The following is a 17,704-nucleotide window of genomic DNA, read 5'->3' as shown; positions in this document are numbered from 1 at the left end:
GATGACCTCCATCAGGGCAGGAGCCGGACTCTCCACGCGGACGGCGCGGCATGCGGCGGCCGAATACAGCACGGTACGCGAACACGCCGTCGGCGAGATGCTCTTCGGTCTCGCGCGGGCGGCCATCGGATTCATCTTCCTGTGGGCATTCCTCGACAAGCTGTTCGGGCTGGGCAAGGCGACCCCGTCCGCGAAGGCCTGGATCAACGGCGGCTCCCCGACGACGGGGTACCTGTCGGGCGTCGAGGGGCCGTTCGCGGGGTTCTTCAACGGGATGGCCGGCAAGGCCTGGGCCGACTGGCTGTTCATGCTCGGTCTCGCCGGGCTGGGCCTCGCGCTGATCCTGGGCATCGGCATGTGGGTGGCGGCCGTCACCGGGCCGCTGCTGCTGATCTTCATGTGGATGGCGTCACTGCCGATCGCCTCCAATCCGTTCCTGGACGAACACCTCATCTACGCGGTCGTGATCCTCGCGGTGGCGTTCAGCGGCGAGGGCCTGCGGTACGGCCTCGCGCCCTGGTGGCGCAGCCTGCCGATCGTCCAGAAGTGGGCCTGGCTGAAGTAGCGGAGGTGTTGGAAGCGCTCCCAAGAAACTGAAATGTGTTTCTGTCACGCTGTGTAGCAGTTCGCTTTCGGAAAGTGTTGCAAAGCGGCCTGACCTCTGGTTATGGTGGTGGCACAAGCGTGAAGCTCGTATCAACACCCCAGGTGTTGATCAGCGCCCAGGCCCGGTAATGGGGGTTTCCGGACCCGCGAGCGCCGAGGACACGCACACAGGGGACGGGTCCCACGCCGGACGGGGGTACGGCGTTTCGTCCCCAGAAGCCGGTCGGCCGGCCGCGATGACATGGGGGTGATCATCGCGGACCGGCCGTCGGCACATCTTCAGCCGGTTTCACTCCGCCCGTAGCGCGGTGGCGACCCGGGTCCGGGCGGCCCAGCCGGCCGGGAGCAGGGCACCGAGGACGGCGAGCACCACCCCGGCCAGGCCCAGCAGGACGAGTTGCGGCAGCCCGTAGACGTCGACGATCTCCGACGGGATGGCGATGCCGGCCGCGTTGCCCATGATCGGCAGAACCCGGTGCTGCAACGCTACCCCCAGCGGCACCGCCACCACGCCGGCCAGCAGGCCCAGGCCGATCATCGAGCTGATGATCATCATCCGGGTCTGCCGGGGCGTCATCCCGAGCGACTTCAGGACGCCGATCTCCTGGATGCGCTCCCGCGTGGTGAGCACGACGGTGTTGAGGACGCCGGCCGCGGCCACCCCGGACAGCAGCAGGGTCAGCAGCGTGATCAGCCCGGTGAGGACGAGCAGCGTCTCCGAGCCGGAGTTCGCCAGCAGGTTGTCGACGAAGACCCCGTCGCCCGCGTCGTACTGCTTCTGCAGGTCCTCGGCGTACCGGGCAGCGTCGGTGCCGGGGGCCAGGCCGATCTCGATGCCGGCCCGGTCGGGCTCGGTGACCAGGGACATGTCACCGACGATGTTGAAGATGTTGCTGCCGTCCAGGAACTCGCCGACGATCGTGACCACCGCCCCCGTCGACAGGGTCAGCTTGTCGCCCACGTGATGCCCGGTCTGGCGCAGCATGTACGTCGAGGCCATGACCTCCCCCGGGGTCGCGTTCAGCCGGCCGGACAGCAGGGCGAAGCCGGATTGGGCGACGCTCTCCGCGTACCCCCGGATGTTGACCTCCCTGGTGTCGCCGGCGACCCGCAGGCTCTGCTCGCGCACGAGCACCGCGTGGGCCGTGCCGGTCATGGCCTTGACCTTGGCCAGAACGGCGGCCTGGTCGGGGATCTTCGGTGCCGGCGGCGGCTCGTTCTCGTGACCGGGCGCCGGGCGGTTCACCTCGATGCGCCCGTTCGCCACCATGATGTCGACGTTGATCTGCATGGCGTCCGTACGGTTGAACGCCGTGTCCAGCCGGTTGAGCGATGTGCCGAGGCCGATGGAGAAGACCAGGGTGACCGAGCCGAGCAGCAGCGCGACGACCGTGCCGACGGCGCGGGACGGGCGGGCCAGCGGCAGGCCGAGGCCGAGCGCGATCGGGCGCGGCAGCGGGCTCGCCGTGAGCGCGCGGCGCAGCCGGAAGCCCCGCCCGCTCCGGGGCGCCCGCCCGACACTGATGGCCTGGTTGGCGGCGAGCCGGCCGGCACGCGTGGCGGGCCCGACGGCGGACAGTGCGACGAGCACCGGGACCGCCACCGCGACGACGGCGACCACCCACAGTGGGATCGCGAGGTTGCGTTGCGGCAGGTCGTACGCGCGGTTCGTGTCGCTGAGCAGCGGCACGGCGGCCACGACGCCGATTCCCGCCCCGATCACGGTGGCGATCAGCGACGGACCGGTGACCTGCAGGACGTAGACGGCGACCACCTGCCGCGGTGTGAAGCCGAGCGTCTTGAGGATGCCGATCGTGCGGAACCCTGAGACGACCGCGCCGTTGACGACGTTGGTAGTGATCAGGACAGCCAGGATCAGGCCGAGCACCGCGAACGCGACGATGAACGGCACGAACGCCGAGATCGACCGGTTGACCGCGTGGCGTACGACGAGCCAGTCCGTTGTGGACAGAACGGTGTCGGCCGGGAGCCCGGCCAGCGGCTGGGCGCCGCCGGCGAGGCGGTACGACATCTGCCGGACGTGGCCGTCCTTGCCGAGGACGTCGGACTGGCTCGGCCAGACCCAGGCGTTGGCGGTCGAGGTCACCGAGGAGGCGATGCCCGTCACTTTCAGGCTCACGCCGCCCACGGTCACGGTCTCGCCGGGGGAGACCATGGGGCCTGCGTACTGGCGGGACAGGACGATCTGGCCCGGGCCGGTCAGCCAGCTGCCGTCGTCGAGGGCCAGCCGGTCGACGGGGCCGTTTTGCTCGGACCGTCCGACGATCACGGCGTCGCCGAGCAGAGGGCTCCGCTCGGCCTTGATCGGCAGGGTCACCTCGTCGAACGGCCCCGCGTACGCGGTGACGCCGGTGGCCTTCCCGGTCTGGGCCAGCCGGTCGGCGGCCACGTCGGCGCTGACCGTCGCGGTGAGGTGCGCCCCGTTCGCCGCCCGGAACGCCTGGTCGAAGGGGCCGTGCGAGGCGACCAGCAGGCCGATCGCGAGCACCCCGGTGATCGAGGAGAGCAGCACGACGAGGCTCACGATCACCGTCTGCACCCGCCGCCGCGCGACCGCCTTGCGGGCCGCCGTCAGCACCGCCGTCACGCGTTCACCGCCTCGGTCGCGCGGCCGTCCCGCATGGTGATCAACCGGTGGCCGGCGTCCGCGGCCAGCGCCGGGTCGTGGGTCACCAGCAGCAGCGTCAGGCCGCCGTCGTTCAGCTCGGCCAGCAGATCGCGTACGCCCTGCGCGGCGGCCTGGTCGACGGCCCCGGTCGGCTCGTCGGCCAGCAGGAGTTCGGGGGAGTTCATCAGCGCCCGGGCGATGGCGACCCGCTGCCGCTGCCCGCCCGACAACCGGGCCGGGTACGCGTCGGCCTTGCCCCGGATGCCGAGCCGGTCGAGCAGTTCGTCGGCACGCTTGTTCGCGGCGGCCGTGCGTACGCCCGCCAGCCGGCCGGGGAGCAGGATGTTGTCGCGTACGGTCATCTCGTCCAGGAGGTGGAAGAACTGGAAGATGATCCCGATGTGCGCCCGGCGGAACTTGGCCAGGCCGGTCTCGGAGAGCTTGTCGACGCGTACGCCGGCCACCTCGATCTCGCCCGCGGTCGGGCGGTCGAGCCCGGCGATGACGTTGAGCAGGGTGGACTTGCCGGAGCCGGACGGGCCCATCACGGCGACCGCCTCACCGGCCCGGACCGTCAGGTCGACGTCGTCCAGGGCGGGCGGCCCGGCCGACTCGTACGCCTTGCGTACGCCGGCCAGCCGGATGATCTCGGTCATGGTGGATCCCTTCGTTCGGTGTCGGACACGACCGTAGGAATCCGCCGGGGTGCACCGCGTCCGGCGCGGGAGCGAACCTGACCTCCTCGCGTACGCCGGTGTGATGACGGGGGTAGTCATCGCGGCGGACGCCGGACGCCGCCGGCCTGGGCACAATGGGTCTCGTGCGCAACCGCCTCCGCCAACTGATCGACCGCGCCGGGCTGCCCCCGGCCGACCTCGTGCTCGCGGGAATCTTCGTGGTGGCCGCGGTCCTCTGGGCGATCCACATGCAGGACGGCAGCGACACGATCCTGCCCCGCCCGGTCTTCCCGCTGCCGCCCGAGGTCCCGCCCGTGCCCAGCGTGGATCGCGGCGAGGAGGGCGCCGACAGCCAGGCCATGATCGTCAACGTCCTACCGAGCCTGGCCCTGGCGTTCCGGCGGCGACTGCCGTTCTCGGCGTTCGTGGTCGCGATCGGCGGCATCTTCCTGATCCAGAACGGCATGCAGTGGCCCGGCTTCGTCGCGATCCTGATCTGCGCGTACTCGGCAGTCGCGTACGGGCGGTCGGTGCCGTCGGCGTCGGTGCTGCTGATCACGGCGGCCGCGATCACCGCCGCCCTGTTCAACGGGGCGATCCCGGAGATGCCCGGCTGGCTCAGCCCGTTCGTCGTGTTCCTGCCGGCCGGCCTCGGCGCGGCCGCGCTGCGCAGCGCCCGGGAGCGCGCCCTGACCGCCGCCCGCCGGGCCGACGCGCTGGAGGCCGAGCAGGAGGAGTCGGCGCGGGCGGCGATCGCCGAGGAACGCGCCCGCATCGCCCGCGAGCTGCACGACGTGGTCAGCCACCACGTGAGCGTCATGGTCATCCAGGCGGGCGGGGCCGGCCAGGTGATCGGCGAGCGGCCCGACCTCGCCCGGGAGGCGCTGTCGGCGATCGAGACGAGCGGCCGGGCGGCGATGGCGGAACTGCGCCACCTGCTCGGCGTCCTCGCCCCGGCGGACGAGCGGCTGCGGCCGCAGCCGGGCCTGGCCGACCTCGACGACCTGCTCGGCTCGGTACGCGCCGCCGGCCAGCCCGTCACCGTCGTCCGGGACGGGTCGGAGGTGCCGGCGGGAGTGGACCTGACGGCGTACCGGATCGTGCAGGAGGGCCTGACCAACGCCCTGCGGTACGCGCCCGGCGCGCCGACGGCGGTGGCGATCCGCCGAGAGGGGGATGATCTCGTGGTCGAAGTGACCAACGAGGCGGGCGGCGGCGCGCCCGCCGGCCAGGGCGCCGGCCGCGGTCTGATCGGGCTGCGCGAGCGCCTGCGCCTGCACGACGGCAAGCTGTCGGCGCGACCCGCGCCCGGCGGCGGATTCCGGCTCACGGCAAGGATTCCGGCCCAGTCATGACCCCCGAAACCGAAACCGAAAGCGAGACCCGGACCGCGATCCGGGTCGTGGTCGCCGACGACCAGGCGCTCGTACGCAGCGGCTTCACGATGATCCTCACTGCGGCCGGCATGGAGGTGGTCGGCGAGGCGGCCGACGGCGAGGGGGCGCTCGCGGCCACCCGGCGGCTGCGCCCCGACGTGGTGCTGATGGACATCCGGATGCCCGGCATGGACGGGCTGGAGGCGACCCGGCGGCTGCTGGCCACCGAGCCGACCACCACGGCCGGGCAGCCGACGCGCGTGATCATCCTGACCACGTTCGACCTCGACGAATACGTGTACGCCGCCCTGCGCGCCGGGGCCGGCGGCTTCCTGCTCAAGGACGTCACCCCGGGCCACCTCGTGCACGCCGTCCGGCTGGTCCGCGACGGGGACGCCCTGCTCGCGCCGGGGATCACCCGCCGCCTGATCGACCGGTTCGCCGGGCCGTCGCGCGTACGCGAGGCGGATCTGGCCGCGCTGACGGCCCGGGAACGGGAGGTGCTGGTGCTGCTCGCCCGAGGACTGTCCAATGCGGAACTGGCGGCGGAGCTGCACCTCGGCGAGGCGACCGTGAAGACCCATGTCGCCCGCATCCTGGCCAAGCTCGGGCTGCGCGACCGGGTGCAGGCGGTGATCTTCGCGTACGAGACGGGGCTCGTGACGCCCGCCTGAGCCCGGGTCAGGTGAGCGCGACGCGGTGCTCGCGCAGCCAGGCGTCCACCTCCAGCACGTAGGCGACATGCTGCAACGGCGTCCACTCCGTGAGGTCGCCCTCGTACGCGTCGAGCATCGCGCTCAGCTTCGGCGCCGAGACGAGCCGCAGCACGGGGGACCGGGTGTCGCCGAGCAGGTCCCGGGCCTGCTGCCAGACCGCCGCCTGGTAGCCCGCCGTCAGGCTGGCCGGGTAGCCGCTCTTCGGCCGCCACGCGACCGACGCCGGGAGCAGGTCCTCGACGGCCTCCCGCAGCGGCCCCTTCTCCCGGGCCCGGCGGCGCAACCGGTCGCCGGGGATGTTCCAGGCGTACTGCACGAGATCGTGGTCGAGGAACGGGACCCGGACCTCCACGCTGCTCGCCATCGACAGCCGGTCGGTCCGCCGCAACAGGAACGGCAGGTAGAACGCCATCGTCAGCCACTTCACCTCGCGCAGCCGGCGGGCCGGTCCCGCCTCGCCGGCCAGTAGCGGCAGGTCGGACAGGGCGGCCAGGTAGCGCTGGTGCGCGTACACCTGAGGGTGCACGTGGTGGACGGTCTCGTCGGTGAGCAGGCCGGTGAGCGGGCGGTAGGTCGTGGCCCAGGGGAAGCGGCCGGCAGGCGCGAGGCCGCTGGCGAGGTCGTGCCAGCGGTAGCCGGCGAAGATCTCGTCGGAGCCCTCGCCGGACAGCACGACCCGGCGGTGCGGGGCGATGCGGTGGAACAGCTGGTAGAGCGAGGCGTTGATCGGCGTGAGCGACGGCAGGTCCATGGCCGTACGCGTCGCGGCCTGCGCGGCGACCAGGTCCTGTGTGGACACTTCGATGGTGCGGTGGCGGCTCTTGACGTGCTCGGCGACCAGCAGCGCCCACGGATGGTCGTCGGACCGGTGGAAGGAGCTGGCCGTGCTGGCGGCGCCGCCCGCGTGCAGCACGTCGAAGGTGGCGAGCTCCCCGCCCAGCTCGGCCGCGGCGAGCGCGGCGGCGGCCGACGAGTCGAGGCCGCCCGAGTTGAGCGCGCCGACCGGCACGTCCGCGACGACCTGCTCGCGGACCGCGCGTTCGAGCAGCGCCCGCACGCGCCGCGCGGTCGCCGCCGGATCGTCGTGGTGCTCGCGGCTCTCCAGCGTCCAATAGCGACGGCGGGCCAGGCCCGTACGCCCGAACCGGATCACGGTCGCCGGCGGCACCTCCTCGACCCCGTCCAGTACGCCGTGCCCCGGTGACGTCATCGGCGGCAGGGCCAGCAGCTCGCCCAGGCCGTCGGCGGTCAGCCGGGCGGGCAGCCCCGGATGGGCCAGCAGAGCCTTGATCTCGGAGCCGAACACCAGGTCGTCGCCGGCGCGGGCGAAGTAGAGCGGCTTGATGCCGAACCGGTCCCGCACGAGCAGCAGCCGTTCGGCGTCGGCGTCCCAGAGGGCGAAGGCGTACATGCCGCGCAGGCGGTGGACGAAGTCCTCACCCCACTCCAAGTACGCCCGCAGCACGACCTCGGTGTCGCTGCGCGTCTCGAACGACTGCCCGGCGGCCGCCAGGCTGGCCCGCAGATCGTCGTGGTTGTAGACCTCGCCGCTGAAGGTCAGCACCACCAGCCCGCCCCCGGTACGCCGGGCCAGCATCGGCTGCGCGCCCCCGGCGACGTCGAGGATCTCCAACCGGGTGTGGCCCAGCGTCGCATATGGACCGCACCAGATCCCGTCGGCGTCCGGACCGCGGTGCCGCAGGGTCTCGGTCATCGCCCGGACGATGCGCTCGGCGCGATCGGGGGGTTGGGCGTTCGTCGGGCGGTCGAAGGTGACCAGGCCCGTGATTCCACACATGTCTCGCATCCGTCCTTGGGCTTCTGGAGGGGAAGAGCCTTGATGGAACGCATGTTCTAATCGAGCAAGGTTCAGACTCTATCGAGGACGGTGTTCGAACGCGGCTCGGAACGCGTGTGGCGTGCGTCACATGCCTGACCCTGTTGGGCTGGACGGTTTCTTTACAGAAGAGGTTGACGGGCATCACTGCGACGGCTAGCTTGTCCGTGTCCACGTGACACAAACAAGTCAGACGTCCACATACGTGGACGCCCAGGTCCGCGCCATGGCCGGCGCGGACGGGGAAGGAGTCCAACGTGTACACCAAGACAGCGGCGGCGCTCGCCGTGGCGCTGTTCGTCCTCGTGCCGGCCGCCCCGGCACCGTCGGCACCACCGGGTGGCCCGCCCAGTGTGTCCGATGTGGATGACAGTGCCGCGGTCGTCGTCGACACCGCCCATCCCGCCGGCCGGCTGCCGGCGGACTTCCTCGGGCTCTCGTTCGAGATGCGGGAGCTCGGCATCGGCAATCTCGATCCCGGGCGCGGCAACGTGACGGCGCTGCTGCGTACGCTGGGGCCGGGCAATGTGCGCATCGGCGGGAACACGCTCGACCGGGACACGCTGTGGGTGCCGGCCGGGCAGTCGCCGCCCGCCGTGAAGCCGGACTGGGTGCAGGACATCGTGACCCCGGCCGACGTCGAGCGGCTGCGCGGCCTGCTCGACGCGACCGGCTGGACGGCCGAGGTCGGGATCAACGTCGGCCGCTGGGATCCGGCGCTCGGCGCGGACGAGGCCCGCGTACTGGCCCGGGTGCTGGGGCGGCGGCTGGTCGCCGTCGAGTGCGGCAACGAGCCGGATCAGTGGGTCGGCAAGGCGATGCGCCCGGCCGGGTACGCCTACGCGGACTACCTCGCGGACTGGCGGGCCTGCGCCGACGCCGTCGGGCACGGGCGGATCGCCGGGCCGGACACCGCTGGGACCTCGTCGGACTGGGCGGCCCGGCTGCCCTCGGACGAGCCGGACCGGCTGGCGATGCTGACCGTCCACCAGTACGCGGCCGGCGGCGACGCCACCATCGCCGGCCTGCTCTCGCCCGCGCAGGTGACGAGCCAGCTCAACGCCGTGGCGAAGAACCTGGCCGCCGCGAACGCCGCCGGCATCCCGTTGCGGGTGGACGAGGCGAACTCGGCGTACAGCGGGGGAGTCGACGGGGTCAGCAACAGGTACGCCTCGGCGCTGTGGGTGCTCGACTACAGCCTCTCCCTCGCCCAGGCCGGCGTGGCCGGGGTGAACATCCACGGCGGCCTCGGCGTCTGCAACGACCCGATCTGGAACGGCAAGTTCCAGCGGTACACCCCGTTCTGCGCCGCGAACAAGGCGTACGAGCTGGCGGGACAGTACAAGGCGATGCCGGTCTACTACGGGATCTGGCTCGCCCGCCGGATGGGGGCCGGCCGGTTCCTGCCGGTGACGGTCGACTCCGCCCGCAACGTCACCGCGTACGCCGTCCGGGGCGACGACGGGCGGCTGCGGATCGCCCTCGTGCAGAAGGACGAGGTCGGCACCGCCCCGGTGGCGGTCTCGCTGAACGTCGGCGGGCGCGACCGTGACGGTGGCGTACTGCACCTGACCGGGGCGGCCCTCGGCGACGAGGCGACCGCCGTTCAGGGTTCCACCGTGGATCCCGCCGGGCGGCTCGTGCCCGGCCCCGCCGACCGCGTACGCGTCCGCGGCGGTGTACTCACGCTCGACCTGGCCGCCGGCAGTGCGGTCCTGATCACCCTCCCGGATGGAGCATCCCGATGATCCGTCGTCTGCTCGTCACCCTCACCACCGCCGGGGTCGCCGCCGCCCTCGGCCTGTTCACCGGCGCGCCCGCGCTGGCCGCCGCGACCGGTCCGATCGTCGGCCCGGCCGGCAAATGCGTCGACGTGGCCGCCGCTTCCACGGCGAACGGCACGCACATCCAGGTCTACGACTGCAACGGCACGACCGCGCAGTCGTGGACGACCGGCAACGCCGACAACACGCTGCGGTCGCTCGGCAAGTGCATGGACGTCACCGGCGCCTCGACGGCCAACGGCGCCAAGATCCAGCTCTACGACTGCAACGGCTCCGCCGCGCAGCAGTGGACCTACAGCGGCGGCGCGCTGGTCAACGCCGGCTCCGGCAAGTGCCTCGACGTCACCGACCACAACACCGCCAACGGTACGCAGCTGCAGATCTGGACCTGCACGGGCGGCACGAACCAGCAGTGGACCCTGCCGACGGGCGGCGGCGGGGGCGGCACCGGGCTCGACCCGAACGTGGCCCCCGGCGGCAACTTCGACCTCGGCATCTGGTCGCTCCAACTGCCGGTCGGTTCGCCGGGCGCGCCGACCACCATCCCGCCGAGCCAGCTCGCCGGGGCGAACGGCTACACGAACTCGGCGTACTTCTTCACCGACAAGACGGACGGCTCGATGACGTTCTGGGCGCCGGAGAAGGGCGTCACCACGCCCAACTCCAACTACGCGCGCTCCGAGCTGCGCGAGATGAACCGGGACGGCAGCGCGGCCGACTGGGCGCTGTCGGGCAACCACACGCTGAGCGCGACGCTGCGCATCCCGAACGTGACCAAGAACGTCTGCGTCGGCCAGGTGCACCTCGGCTCGGGCGGCTCGTCGACCAAGCCGCTGCTGGAGCTCTACTACAAGCCGGACGGCAGCATCACGCTCGGCACCGAGAACTCGCCGGACGGCGGGCAGACCCTGCACCCGGTCGGCAACGTGCCGCTGGGCACCAAGTGGAGCTACGTCATCAACGTGTCGGGCAACACGATCCGCCTGACCGTCAACGGCAGCACCACGACGTACGCGATCCCGTCGTCGTTCAACGCGTACCACGAGTACTTCAAGGCCGGCTCGTACAACCAGTCCTCATCGGACAGCACGACCAACGGCGCCAAGGTGAAGTTCTACGCCCTGACCGTGTCGCACAGCTGAGAAAGATCCCGTTTGGATCAGGGATGCGCACGTAATCTTGACCCAAGATTCGGGTGATTTCCCTGATCCAAACGGGATCTCCGCAGCGGTGATCTTCGCGGCGGCGGCTTTCTCAGCCGACCTTGAAGGACTCGGCGAGTTCGATGAGGCCGAACGCGGCGCCCTGCGGGTCGATGATCTGGGAGTAGACGCCGACGCCCGCGTCGACCGGTCCCACGAGGACGTTGGCACCGCGGGCGACTGCCCGTTCCGCGTGGGCGGGGACGTCCTGGACCTCGAAAGTGATGAGCCAGTGGGTCGGCACCCGGGACGCGATCTCGGGAGTCAGGACGCGCATCCCCGCGACCGCGCGGGCGTGGGTGCTGAACTCGTAGTAGTTGTCGCCGGGGCTGTAGTCGGTCAGCCGGGACGCCCACTCGAAGACGTTGCCGTAGAACGCCTCCGCGCCGGCCCGGTCGCCGGTGGCGAGGTCGGTCCAGCAGACCGAGCCCGGCTCGCCGGCCACCTGCGCACCGGCGAGGGTCGTGCGCTGCCAGATGCCGAACACCGCGCCCGCGGGGTCGCGCAGGACCGCCGCCCGGCCGCCGTGCGGATCTTCGACGATGGGGGAGAGCTGCGTCCCGCCGGCCGCGGCGGCCGCGGACACGGCCGCGTCGATGTCGTCGGCGGCGATGTAGCTCAGCCAGGCGGCCGGGCCGCCGGGCACCGGCTGCAAGCCGGCCGCCGCGCGGTCGTCGTGCCGGAAGACGTCGGCGTCGTCGCGTTTCCAGCCGAGGAGATCGGCGTAGAACACGGCCGAAGCGGCGGCGTCCGGAGTGGTCAACTGAGTCCAGCACGGCACTCCGGCGGGATAACCCCTCACGCGCACGGCGTTTCCTCCTCGCGAATCCGATTCGGCATCTCCGATCTGGACGATTGTGCCGCATGCCCGGGAAGTTCGGCGCTGCCACGCCGACACATTTCGATCACCGCCCGGTGGGCGCGGCCAGCCGAACCGCCGATGTCCGGACGCAGTGCCCTACCGGAGGACCTCCCAAACGGGCAGCCGCCACAGCACCGGCCGGTCCTGGTCCGCCTCCGTGCTCTGGACCGGCTGCCAGACCGAGCGCGTACCCCGGTGGTTGGCGACGTGCAGCCGGTTGCCGCAGTTCGGGCAGGTGAGCGAGCCCCGGGCAAGGTCGGCGGGGTCGGCCGGGAAGTAGCCGAAGTAGTCGGTACGGTCGCGGTCGGCGGGCAGCCGCATGTGCTCCCGCCAGTCGGCCTGCGACCAGTCCCGCTGCGGCGCGCAGCGGGGGCACGGTACGCGTACCAGCTGCCAGAACTCGTCGGTCTGGAACTCGGGCTGGTAGTAGCCGTACCGGTTGCGGACGGCGAGCGCGATGAGCTTGCCGAGGCCCCGGGCGGGTACGCGGGTCTCCGGCGCGGTCGTCACCGGCGAGGCGTTGTTGGTCAGATACACGAACCGGTCCATGTCGCCCGGTCCCATCATCGGTACGCCCAGCCGCAGCAGCCCGTCGCGGAAGGATTCGAGCTCGGAGACGGACGGCGGCCGGGCGAAGAACGCCTCGCGCATGAACCGCGCCCCCGTACGCGGGTCCCGCCCGTGCAGGAACAGCAGGATCAGCAGCTCGGTGGCGGTCCAGAAGGAGGCGAAGTAGTCGTCGGTCGGGTAGACCACGGCCCGTCCGATCGCCTCGATCTCGTACTTGAGGCGGGCCGCGCCCTCCCAGAGCTGCTGCTGGGTGACGATCTCGGTCCGGTACGCGTACTCGTTGGGCGGGACCATGCGCACCGACCGCCCGGTGGTACGCATGAAAGCGGTCCGCCAGGCCTCGACCTCGCCCTGGTGGGAGCCGCGGAAGCTGAGGAAGAGGTCGTCGAGCTGGGGTGCGTGCCAGTAGTGGGCGGCGATCTCGGGCGCCGGGCGCGGCGGGACGGGGCCGCCGGTGCTGCGGCTGTGCAGCAGCCGGTCGAGCCAGCCGCCGAGGAGGTCGTTGCCGGCGGTGTGGCCGTGCACGGGCGCGCACTGGGCGAAGCCGAGGACGTTGCGCGGCAGCGGCGTGCGGCTGAGCAGGACATGGTTGGGCTCGGTCTTGGCGTGCATCGTCAGCGTGCGGTAGACGTTCTCGGCGCCCTCGTCGGACAGGTCCCAGACGACGACGGCGTCCCGGCGGTGCTGGACGCCCCACAGGCGGTCGGCGTTCGGCGGCGCGACGGCCAGGTCGAGGCCGTAGCGGGCGCACAGCGGGACGATCCACGAGTCGAGCAGCTCCTGGCCGCCGGCGGAGGCGGGGCCGCAGAAGGCGAGGACGGCCATCAGGCGGCGGCACCGCTCGGCAGCGGACCGGCCGTGGTCAGCCGGTTGAACAGCTCCATCGCGGCGCTGTTCGAGCGCCGCCGCTGTAGGTTGCGGGCGAGCATTTTCAGCTGGGCGCCGGCGGTGGCCGAGTCGGTCAGCTGGGCGAGTTCCCACGCGCGGTGCCCCGCGGTGCAGGCGTTGTCCACCTGGTCGGCCGCCAGGTACGCGAGGGCCAGCCGGCTGCCGAAGATCGCCCGGATGCGGCGCGACGACTCGGGGATCTGGGCGAGACCGTGTTCCAGGCGTTCGATCGCCGTGTCGTGATCGCCCAGTTCGAAGGCGCACCAGCCGTCGGCCATCGCGGCCATGTCGACGATGGTGGAGGAGCCGAGGACGCCGTGCTCCTCGGCGTGGGCGAAGCCCCACCGGCGGGCGCGGTGCAGCGCGTACGCGACGCGGCGGGCGTCGAACAGCAGGGCATGGGCCTGCGCCTCCCGGTGCGCGGCGAGGGCACGGGTCCGGGCGGAGGCGGCCGGGTCGGCCTGGACCTCGGTGGCGTAGTCGAGAGTGGACACCGGATCGCCGCGCTCCATCGCCAGCTCGGCCTGCCGGACCTTCGTGTACGCGGCCAGCTCGGCGTCGCCCGCGCGGGTCGCGTAGCGCCAGGCGTACGTGGTCCAGTACTGGGCGGCCTCGGCGTCGCCGGCCTCCTGGGTCAGCCAGCCGGCGTACTCCGCGTACCGGGCCATGAGGCGCAGCAGTTCGGGGTCGGGGGTGGCGGCCAGGCTGCGCAGGCCGGTCAGCTGCGCGCGGACGAGTTCCAGGACCGTCCCGCTCGGACTCGACTGGCCCAGCTTGCGCAGTTCGGTCAGCATCGCGGCGAACGGCGCGCGCAGCAGCGGGTCGGTCGGCGCGCGCCCGGCCGCGGCGGGCGGATCCTCGGCCGGCTGCTCCCGCACCGCCGGTATCCGGGGCGCCGCCCCCGACAGCAGCAGCCGCGTCAGGTATCCGCCCGTGCCCAGCACCTGGTCGCACAGGCGGGACAGCTGCGGGCTCGGCGTACGCTCCCCGGTCTCGACGCGGCTCAGGTAGCCCTTGTCGAAGTGCGTCGCGCGCGCCAGCGCACCCAGTGACAGCCCCGCCGCGCCGCGCAGCCGCCGCAGTTCCCTCCCGAACTCGGCCCCCTCCATGCCGACGACGGTACGAACGTCCGGCAACCCCGGTCGACCGGCCGATCGGCCGAAATGGAGCGACGTCCATCGCCGTACGCGTACCGGCGGGCTTTTGGCAACGGGCAACCCGTGCCCGGGCCGGGCGCCGAACGGCATCCTGACCGTGCGAACGGCCACCGTCCGCACGGACCGTCCGCGGCCGACCACCCGTGACCGGAAGAAACGCGCATGACGCTCGACGAGGCCGACCGCAGGCGGATCATCGACGCCCTCGACGGGCTCGACGATCTGCACCGGCGGCTGATCCTCGCGACCTTCCCCGCGTTCGTCGAATGGCTCACCCGCACCCTGCCCGACGTGTACGCGCGGATCGCCGAGATCGCCGCCCGGGTCTGGGGCTACCTGCGGGAGCTGTTCCTCTAACGCCTTTTCTGCCCCGGTGTGATCGAGTTTGTGCCAAGGTGGGGGACATGTTCCTCAGCGTGCTGGGCGTGCTCCTGCTGGCGGCTGGGTTCGCCGCCGCGCTGCGCCTGGCCCGCGCGCGACTCGGCCGGCCGGAGGCGGACTGGTTCCCCGATCCGTCGACCACCGTCTCGCAATCCCGCTTCTGGGACGGTCGCGCCTGGACCGGCCGCGTGCGGGCCAGCGACGAGCGCTCCGACCGGGGCCGGTTCTTCCACGGCCGGTTCTGGGGCCGCTGGATCTGGTTCGTCGTCGCGGCACTGGTGGTCATCGCGGCCGGCGGGGCGGCGTACCGGGCGAACGGGGAGGTGGCCCTCGCCGCCCTCGTCAGCTTTCTCGCGATGACCGCGCTGAGCTGGGCCTTCTATCGCTTCATGGTCCGGCAGCTGGCGCTGGACGACGTCATCGGCCTGCCCGAGCTGATCGCCGTCATGGTCGCGGTCGCCGGCGCCGTCCTGGTGATCGCCGCCAACGTCAACAGCGCGATCCTGAACGGCGCCGGCGCCCGCACCGCCACGATCACCGTCGGCCTCGTCGAGGAGGGTACGAAACTGCTCGTCCCCCTCTGCCTGTACGCGTTCGGCCGCTACCGCGATCCCCGGGCCGGCCTGGCGCTCGGCCTGGCCGCCGGGTTCGCCTTCGCGATCACCGAGACGACCCAGTACGCGTACGCCACCGCGCACGCCACCGGCCCGAACTTCTGCGGGACGCAGACGGCGGTCCCGACGACTCTCGGCGTACTGCAGGCGCAGGTGTTCCGGATGTTCTCGGTGTCGCCGCTGCACTGGCTGTGGACGGCGGCGGCGACGGCGCTCGCCTGGCGGATGTGGCATCTCTACGGCCGCCGGGGTACGCCCGCCGCGGTCGGCGGCATCGTGCTCGTGATGGTGGTCCACTCGGCGAACGACACCTCGGCGACGTTCAGCTGCGACGAGGGGGCGGGCGCCCTGCTGCTCCAGCTGGGGCGCTGGATTCTCCTGGTCGCGAGCTACCTGTTCTTCAAGGCGATGGCGCGCAAGTCGACGCCGCCGCAGCTCGTCGGCGCGGTCAGCCGCGGCTGGACCCCGCGCCACCTCCCCAAGGCGCCTACCCCTTGACCGCCCTTTCCCGGTCCGTGACGCGGCTCGTGATCCGGGCCTTGATCCCGTTTGGATCAGGGAAATCACCCGAATCATGGGCCATGATTCGGGTGATAACCGTGATCCAAACGGGATCTTGAGGCGGGCGACGGGGCGGCGGGGAGCCGGCGGTCGGGAGCCGGCGGTCAGGTGGCTATGCCGACGATGCGGCCGATCGTCTCGGGGCGGTTCAGCATCGCGAGCATGTGGTGGGCGACGTCCGCGCGCGGCACCGACCAGCCGCCCTTGATGTTGCGCCCGTACGCCTCCCGGTACCGGCCGGTGCCCGGCTTGTCGGTCAGCTGGGGCGGCCGGGAGATCGTCCACTCCAGTCCGCTGTCCCGGACCAGATCTTCCATGATCGCCAGGTCGGCGTAGTGCGCCCGGAACATCGCCCCGGCGAACCTCGCCCCGAGGTTGCGCATGAAGAAGCCGTCGCCCGGGTCGTGCTTCGGCGGGTGCGGGTTGCCCGGCGACGGGACCGTCCCGATCGGGGCGGCGCTGACGACGATGAGCCGGCGGGCGCCGGTGGCCGCCATCGCGGCGACGATCGCCCGGGTCCCCTTCGACGCGATGCCCGCCTCCGTACGCGGATTCCTCGGCCCGAGCCCGGACAGCACCGCATCCGCCCCGGCGACCGCGGACTCCAGCGCGGCCGGGTCCGGGGCGTTCAGGTCGGCCGCGACGACGCGTACCGGGCGGGGTTGCGGGGGGATGTTGGCGGGCGTACGCACCACGGCGGTGACGTCGTGCCCGGCGGCCACCGCCTGGTCGAGCAGGTGCCGGCCGATGCCGCCGGTGGCCGCGATGACGGTCAGCCTCATCGCGCGCCCCCGCTCGTGAAGGCGGCGCCGCTCGCGAAGGCCGCCCCGCCGGTGAACGCGGCCGCGTGTTCGGCGGCCCAGTCGGCGAAGGTCAGGGCCGGGCGGCCGAGCACCTTCTCGACGTCGTCCGAGGTCGGCCCCGGTTCGCGGGCGTAGTCGGCCAGGGAGCCGAGCAGCCGGTCGGGCACCTCCTCGGGCAGGCCCGCGGCCAGCATGCCGGCGCGTACGTCGTCGGGCGGCAGCTCCTGGAACGTCAGCGGCCGGCCGGTCGCGGCGCCGAGGAGGCGTACCTTGTCGGCCTGGGAGAGCGACTCCGGGCCGGTGAGGATGTAGGACTTCCCGGCGTGCCCGGGCTCGGTCAGCGCCCGGGCGGCGACCGCCGCGACGTCCCGCTCGTGCACGGTGGACGTCCGCGCGGCCGCGTACGCGCCCCGGACGACGTCGCCGGCGCGGACCTGGCCGGCCCACGCGAGTGCGTTGGCCGCGTAGTCGGTGGAGCGCAGGAACGTCCACTCCAGACCGGATTCGGCGGTGGCCAGCTCGGCCGCCTCGAAGCCCGCCCGGAACTTCGCCAGCCCCGCCGGGTACGCGACGGTCGCCGCCGACAGCAGGACGGCCTGCCGGGTTCCGCCGCGCCGGGCGAGTTCGAGCAGATCGGCGAGGGCGGGTCCGACGGCCCGGGGGCTGATGAGCAGCGCCTGCGTGCCGTCGATCGCCCCGGCCAGGGTCTCCGGCCGCCCCGGGTCACCCACGATCCGGTACGCCCCGGCGGGCAGTTCGCTGTGCGGATCGCGGGTGACGGCGGCGACGCGTACGCCCTGGTCGAGCAGTGCGGAGAGGGTGAGGCGACCGATGGTGCCGGTCGCCCCGATGATCGTGATCATGACTGACTCCTCGTATCTCGGATGATACGAGAATCATATTATCGGAATCTCATGAGTGAAGGCCGGTCGGGCGCTGCGTTGTGAACGGGCTCACCTCCAGCATGTTCGCCTGGCAGGTAGAACTCGTCGAAGTCGTCGGCATCCAACCCGTTCCTCCCGTGTCGCACTGACACCATCA

At 72.2% G+C, this 17,704-nt stretch carries 15 protein-coding genes; 7 read left to right on the top strand and 8 right to left on the bottom strand.

All coding sequences use genetic code 11. The features are described 5' to 3' along the window. The first annotated feature begins 1 nt into the window (after window position 1). Complete coding sequence (locus G401_RS0129045; protein ID WP_027345241.1) at window positions 2-565, top strand: hypothetical protein; 564 nt, start codon at window positions 2-4, stop codon at window positions 563-565. Window positions 566-895: 330 nt separating this feature from the next. Here the strand turns inward: G401_RS0129045 and G401_RS0129040 are convergent, their stop codons facing one another. Together G401_RS0129040 and G401_RS0129035 are read right to left on the bottom strand one after the other, a co-directional pair. Continuing rightward, window positions 896-3,214 carry an ABC transporter permease gene (locus tag G401_RS0129040; protein ID WP_027345240.1) on the bottom strand — a complete coding sequence of 773 codons (2,319 nt, stop codon included), beginning with the start codon at window positions 3,212-3,214 and terminating at the stop codon, window positions 896-898. Continuing rightward, complete coding sequence (locus G401_RS0129035) at window positions 3,211-3,891, bottom strand: ABC transporter ATP-binding protein (protein ID WP_027345239.1); 681 nt, start codon at window positions 3,889-3,891, stop codon at window positions 3,211-3,213. The genes G401_RS0129040 and G401_RS0129035 overlap by 4 nt, the downstream gene beginning before the upstream one ends. A 164-nt stretch (window positions 3,892-4,055) precedes the next feature. Here G401_RS0129035 and G401_RS49210 point away from each other — a divergent pair, with 164 nt between their 5' ends. Together G401_RS49210 and G401_RS0129025 are read left to right on the top strand one after the other, a co-directional pair. Further along, window positions 4,056-5,267: a sensor histidine kinase gene (locus tag G401_RS49210; RefSeq protein WP_157546510.1), complete on the top strand. Its 1,212-nt coding sequence runs from the start codon at window positions 4,056-4,058 to the stop codon at window positions 5,265-5,267. Continuing rightward, on the top strand, window positions 5,264-5,962 hold the full coding sequence (locus G401_RS0129025) for a response regulator (RefSeq protein WP_051367301.1): 699 nt from the start codon (window positions 5,264-5,266) through the stop codon (window positions 5,960-5,962). Before G401_RS49210 ends, G401_RS0129025 begins: the two co-directional genes overlap by 4 nt. A gap of 7 nt (window positions 5,963-5,969) precedes the next feature. Here the strand turns inward: G401_RS0129025 and asnB are convergent, their stop codons facing one another. Further along, window positions 5,970-7,802 (bottom strand): asparagine synthase (glutamine-hydrolyzing), encoded by a 1,833-nt coding sequence (gene asnB, locus G401_RS0129020; protein ID WP_027345237.1) that lies wholly within the window; start codon window positions 7,800-7,802, stop codon window positions 5,970-5,972. Between the two features lie 296 nt (window positions 7,803-8,098). Here asnB and G401_RS0129015 point away from each other — a divergent pair, with 296 nt between their 5' ends. Together G401_RS0129015 and G401_RS57950 are read left to right on the top strand one after the other, a co-directional pair. Then, the gene (locus tag G401_RS0129015; protein ID WP_027345236.1) at window positions 8,099-9,589 is read left to right on the top strand and encodes a glycosyl hydrolase family 79 C-terminal domain-containing protein; all 1,491 of its coding nucleotides are present in this window, start codon (window positions 8,099-8,101) and stop codon (window positions 9,587-9,589) included. Beyond that, window positions 9,586-10,767 (top strand): polysaccharide lyase family 7 protein, encoded by a 1,182-nt coding sequence (locus G401_RS57950; RefSeq protein ID WP_084557719.1) that lies wholly within the window; start codon window positions 9,586-9,588, stop codon window positions 10,765-10,767. Before G401_RS0129015 ends, G401_RS57950 begins: the two co-directional genes overlap by 4 nt. 112 nt (window positions 10,768-10,879) lie before the next feature. Here G401_RS57950 and G401_RS0129005 read toward each other — a convergent pair whose 3' ends face one another. The 3 genes from G401_RS0129005 to G401_RS49200 form a co-directional block, all read right to left on the bottom strand. Beyond that, window positions 10,880-11,590, bottom strand: a complete 711-nt coding sequence (locus G401_RS0129005) for a VOC family protein (RefSeq protein ID WP_169734269.1) — start codon at window positions 11,588-11,590, stop codon at window positions 10,880-10,882. Window positions 11,591-11,785: 195 nt separating this feature from the next. Further along, complete coding sequence (locus G401_RS0129000) at window positions 11,786-13,084, bottom strand: hypothetical protein (protein WP_027345234.1); 1,299 nt, start codon at window positions 13,082-13,084, stop codon at window positions 11,786-11,788. Beyond that, window positions 13,084-14,256: a helix-turn-helix domain-containing protein gene (locus G401_RS49200; protein ID WP_169734268.1), complete on the bottom strand. Its 1,173-nt coding sequence runs from the start codon at window positions 14,254-14,256 to the stop codon at window positions 13,084-13,086. Before G401_RS49200 ends, G401_RS0129000 begins: the two co-directional genes overlap by 1 nt. Before the next feature lie 210 nt (window positions 14,257-14,466). Here G401_RS49200 and G401_RS0128990 point away from each other — a divergent pair, with 210 nt between their 5' ends. Further along, entirely contained in the window at window positions 14,467-14,661 is a 195-nt protein-coding gene (locus G401_RS0128990) for a hypothetical protein (protein WP_027345233.1), read from the top strand. A gap of 47 nt (window positions 14,662-14,708) precedes the next feature. After that, window positions 14,709-15,797 (top strand): DUF2510 domain-containing protein, encoded by a 1,089-nt coding sequence (locus G401_RS0128985; RefSeq protein WP_034593463.1) that lies wholly within the window; start codon window positions 14,709-14,711, stop codon window positions 15,795-15,797. 167 nt (window positions 15,798-15,964) lie between these two features. On the opposite strand, the gene G401_RS0128980 is transcribed toward G401_RS0128985, so the two are convergent. Next, window positions 15,965-16,642: an NAD(P)-dependent oxidoreductase gene (locus tag G401_RS0128980; protein ID WP_027345231.1), complete on the bottom strand. Its 678-nt coding sequence runs from the start codon at window positions 16,640-16,642 to the stop codon at window positions 15,965-15,967. After that, window positions 16,639-17,526 (bottom strand): NAD(P)H-binding protein, encoded by an 888-nt coding sequence (locus G401_RS49195; protein ID WP_051367299.1) that lies wholly within the window; start codon window positions 17,524-17,526, stop codon window positions 16,639-16,641. Before G401_RS49195 ends, G401_RS0128980 begins: the two co-directional genes overlap by 4 nt. Between the last annotated feature and the right edge of the window lie 178 nt (window positions 17,527-17,704).

The organism is Hamadaea tsunoensis DSM 44101, from assembly GCF_000428945.1.
Classification (GTDB): Bacteria; Actinomycetota; Actinomycetes; order Mycobacteriales; family Micromonosporaceae; genus Hamadaea; species Hamadaea tsunoensis.
This window is presented reverse-complemented; position numbering and strand designations above follow the sequence as displayed.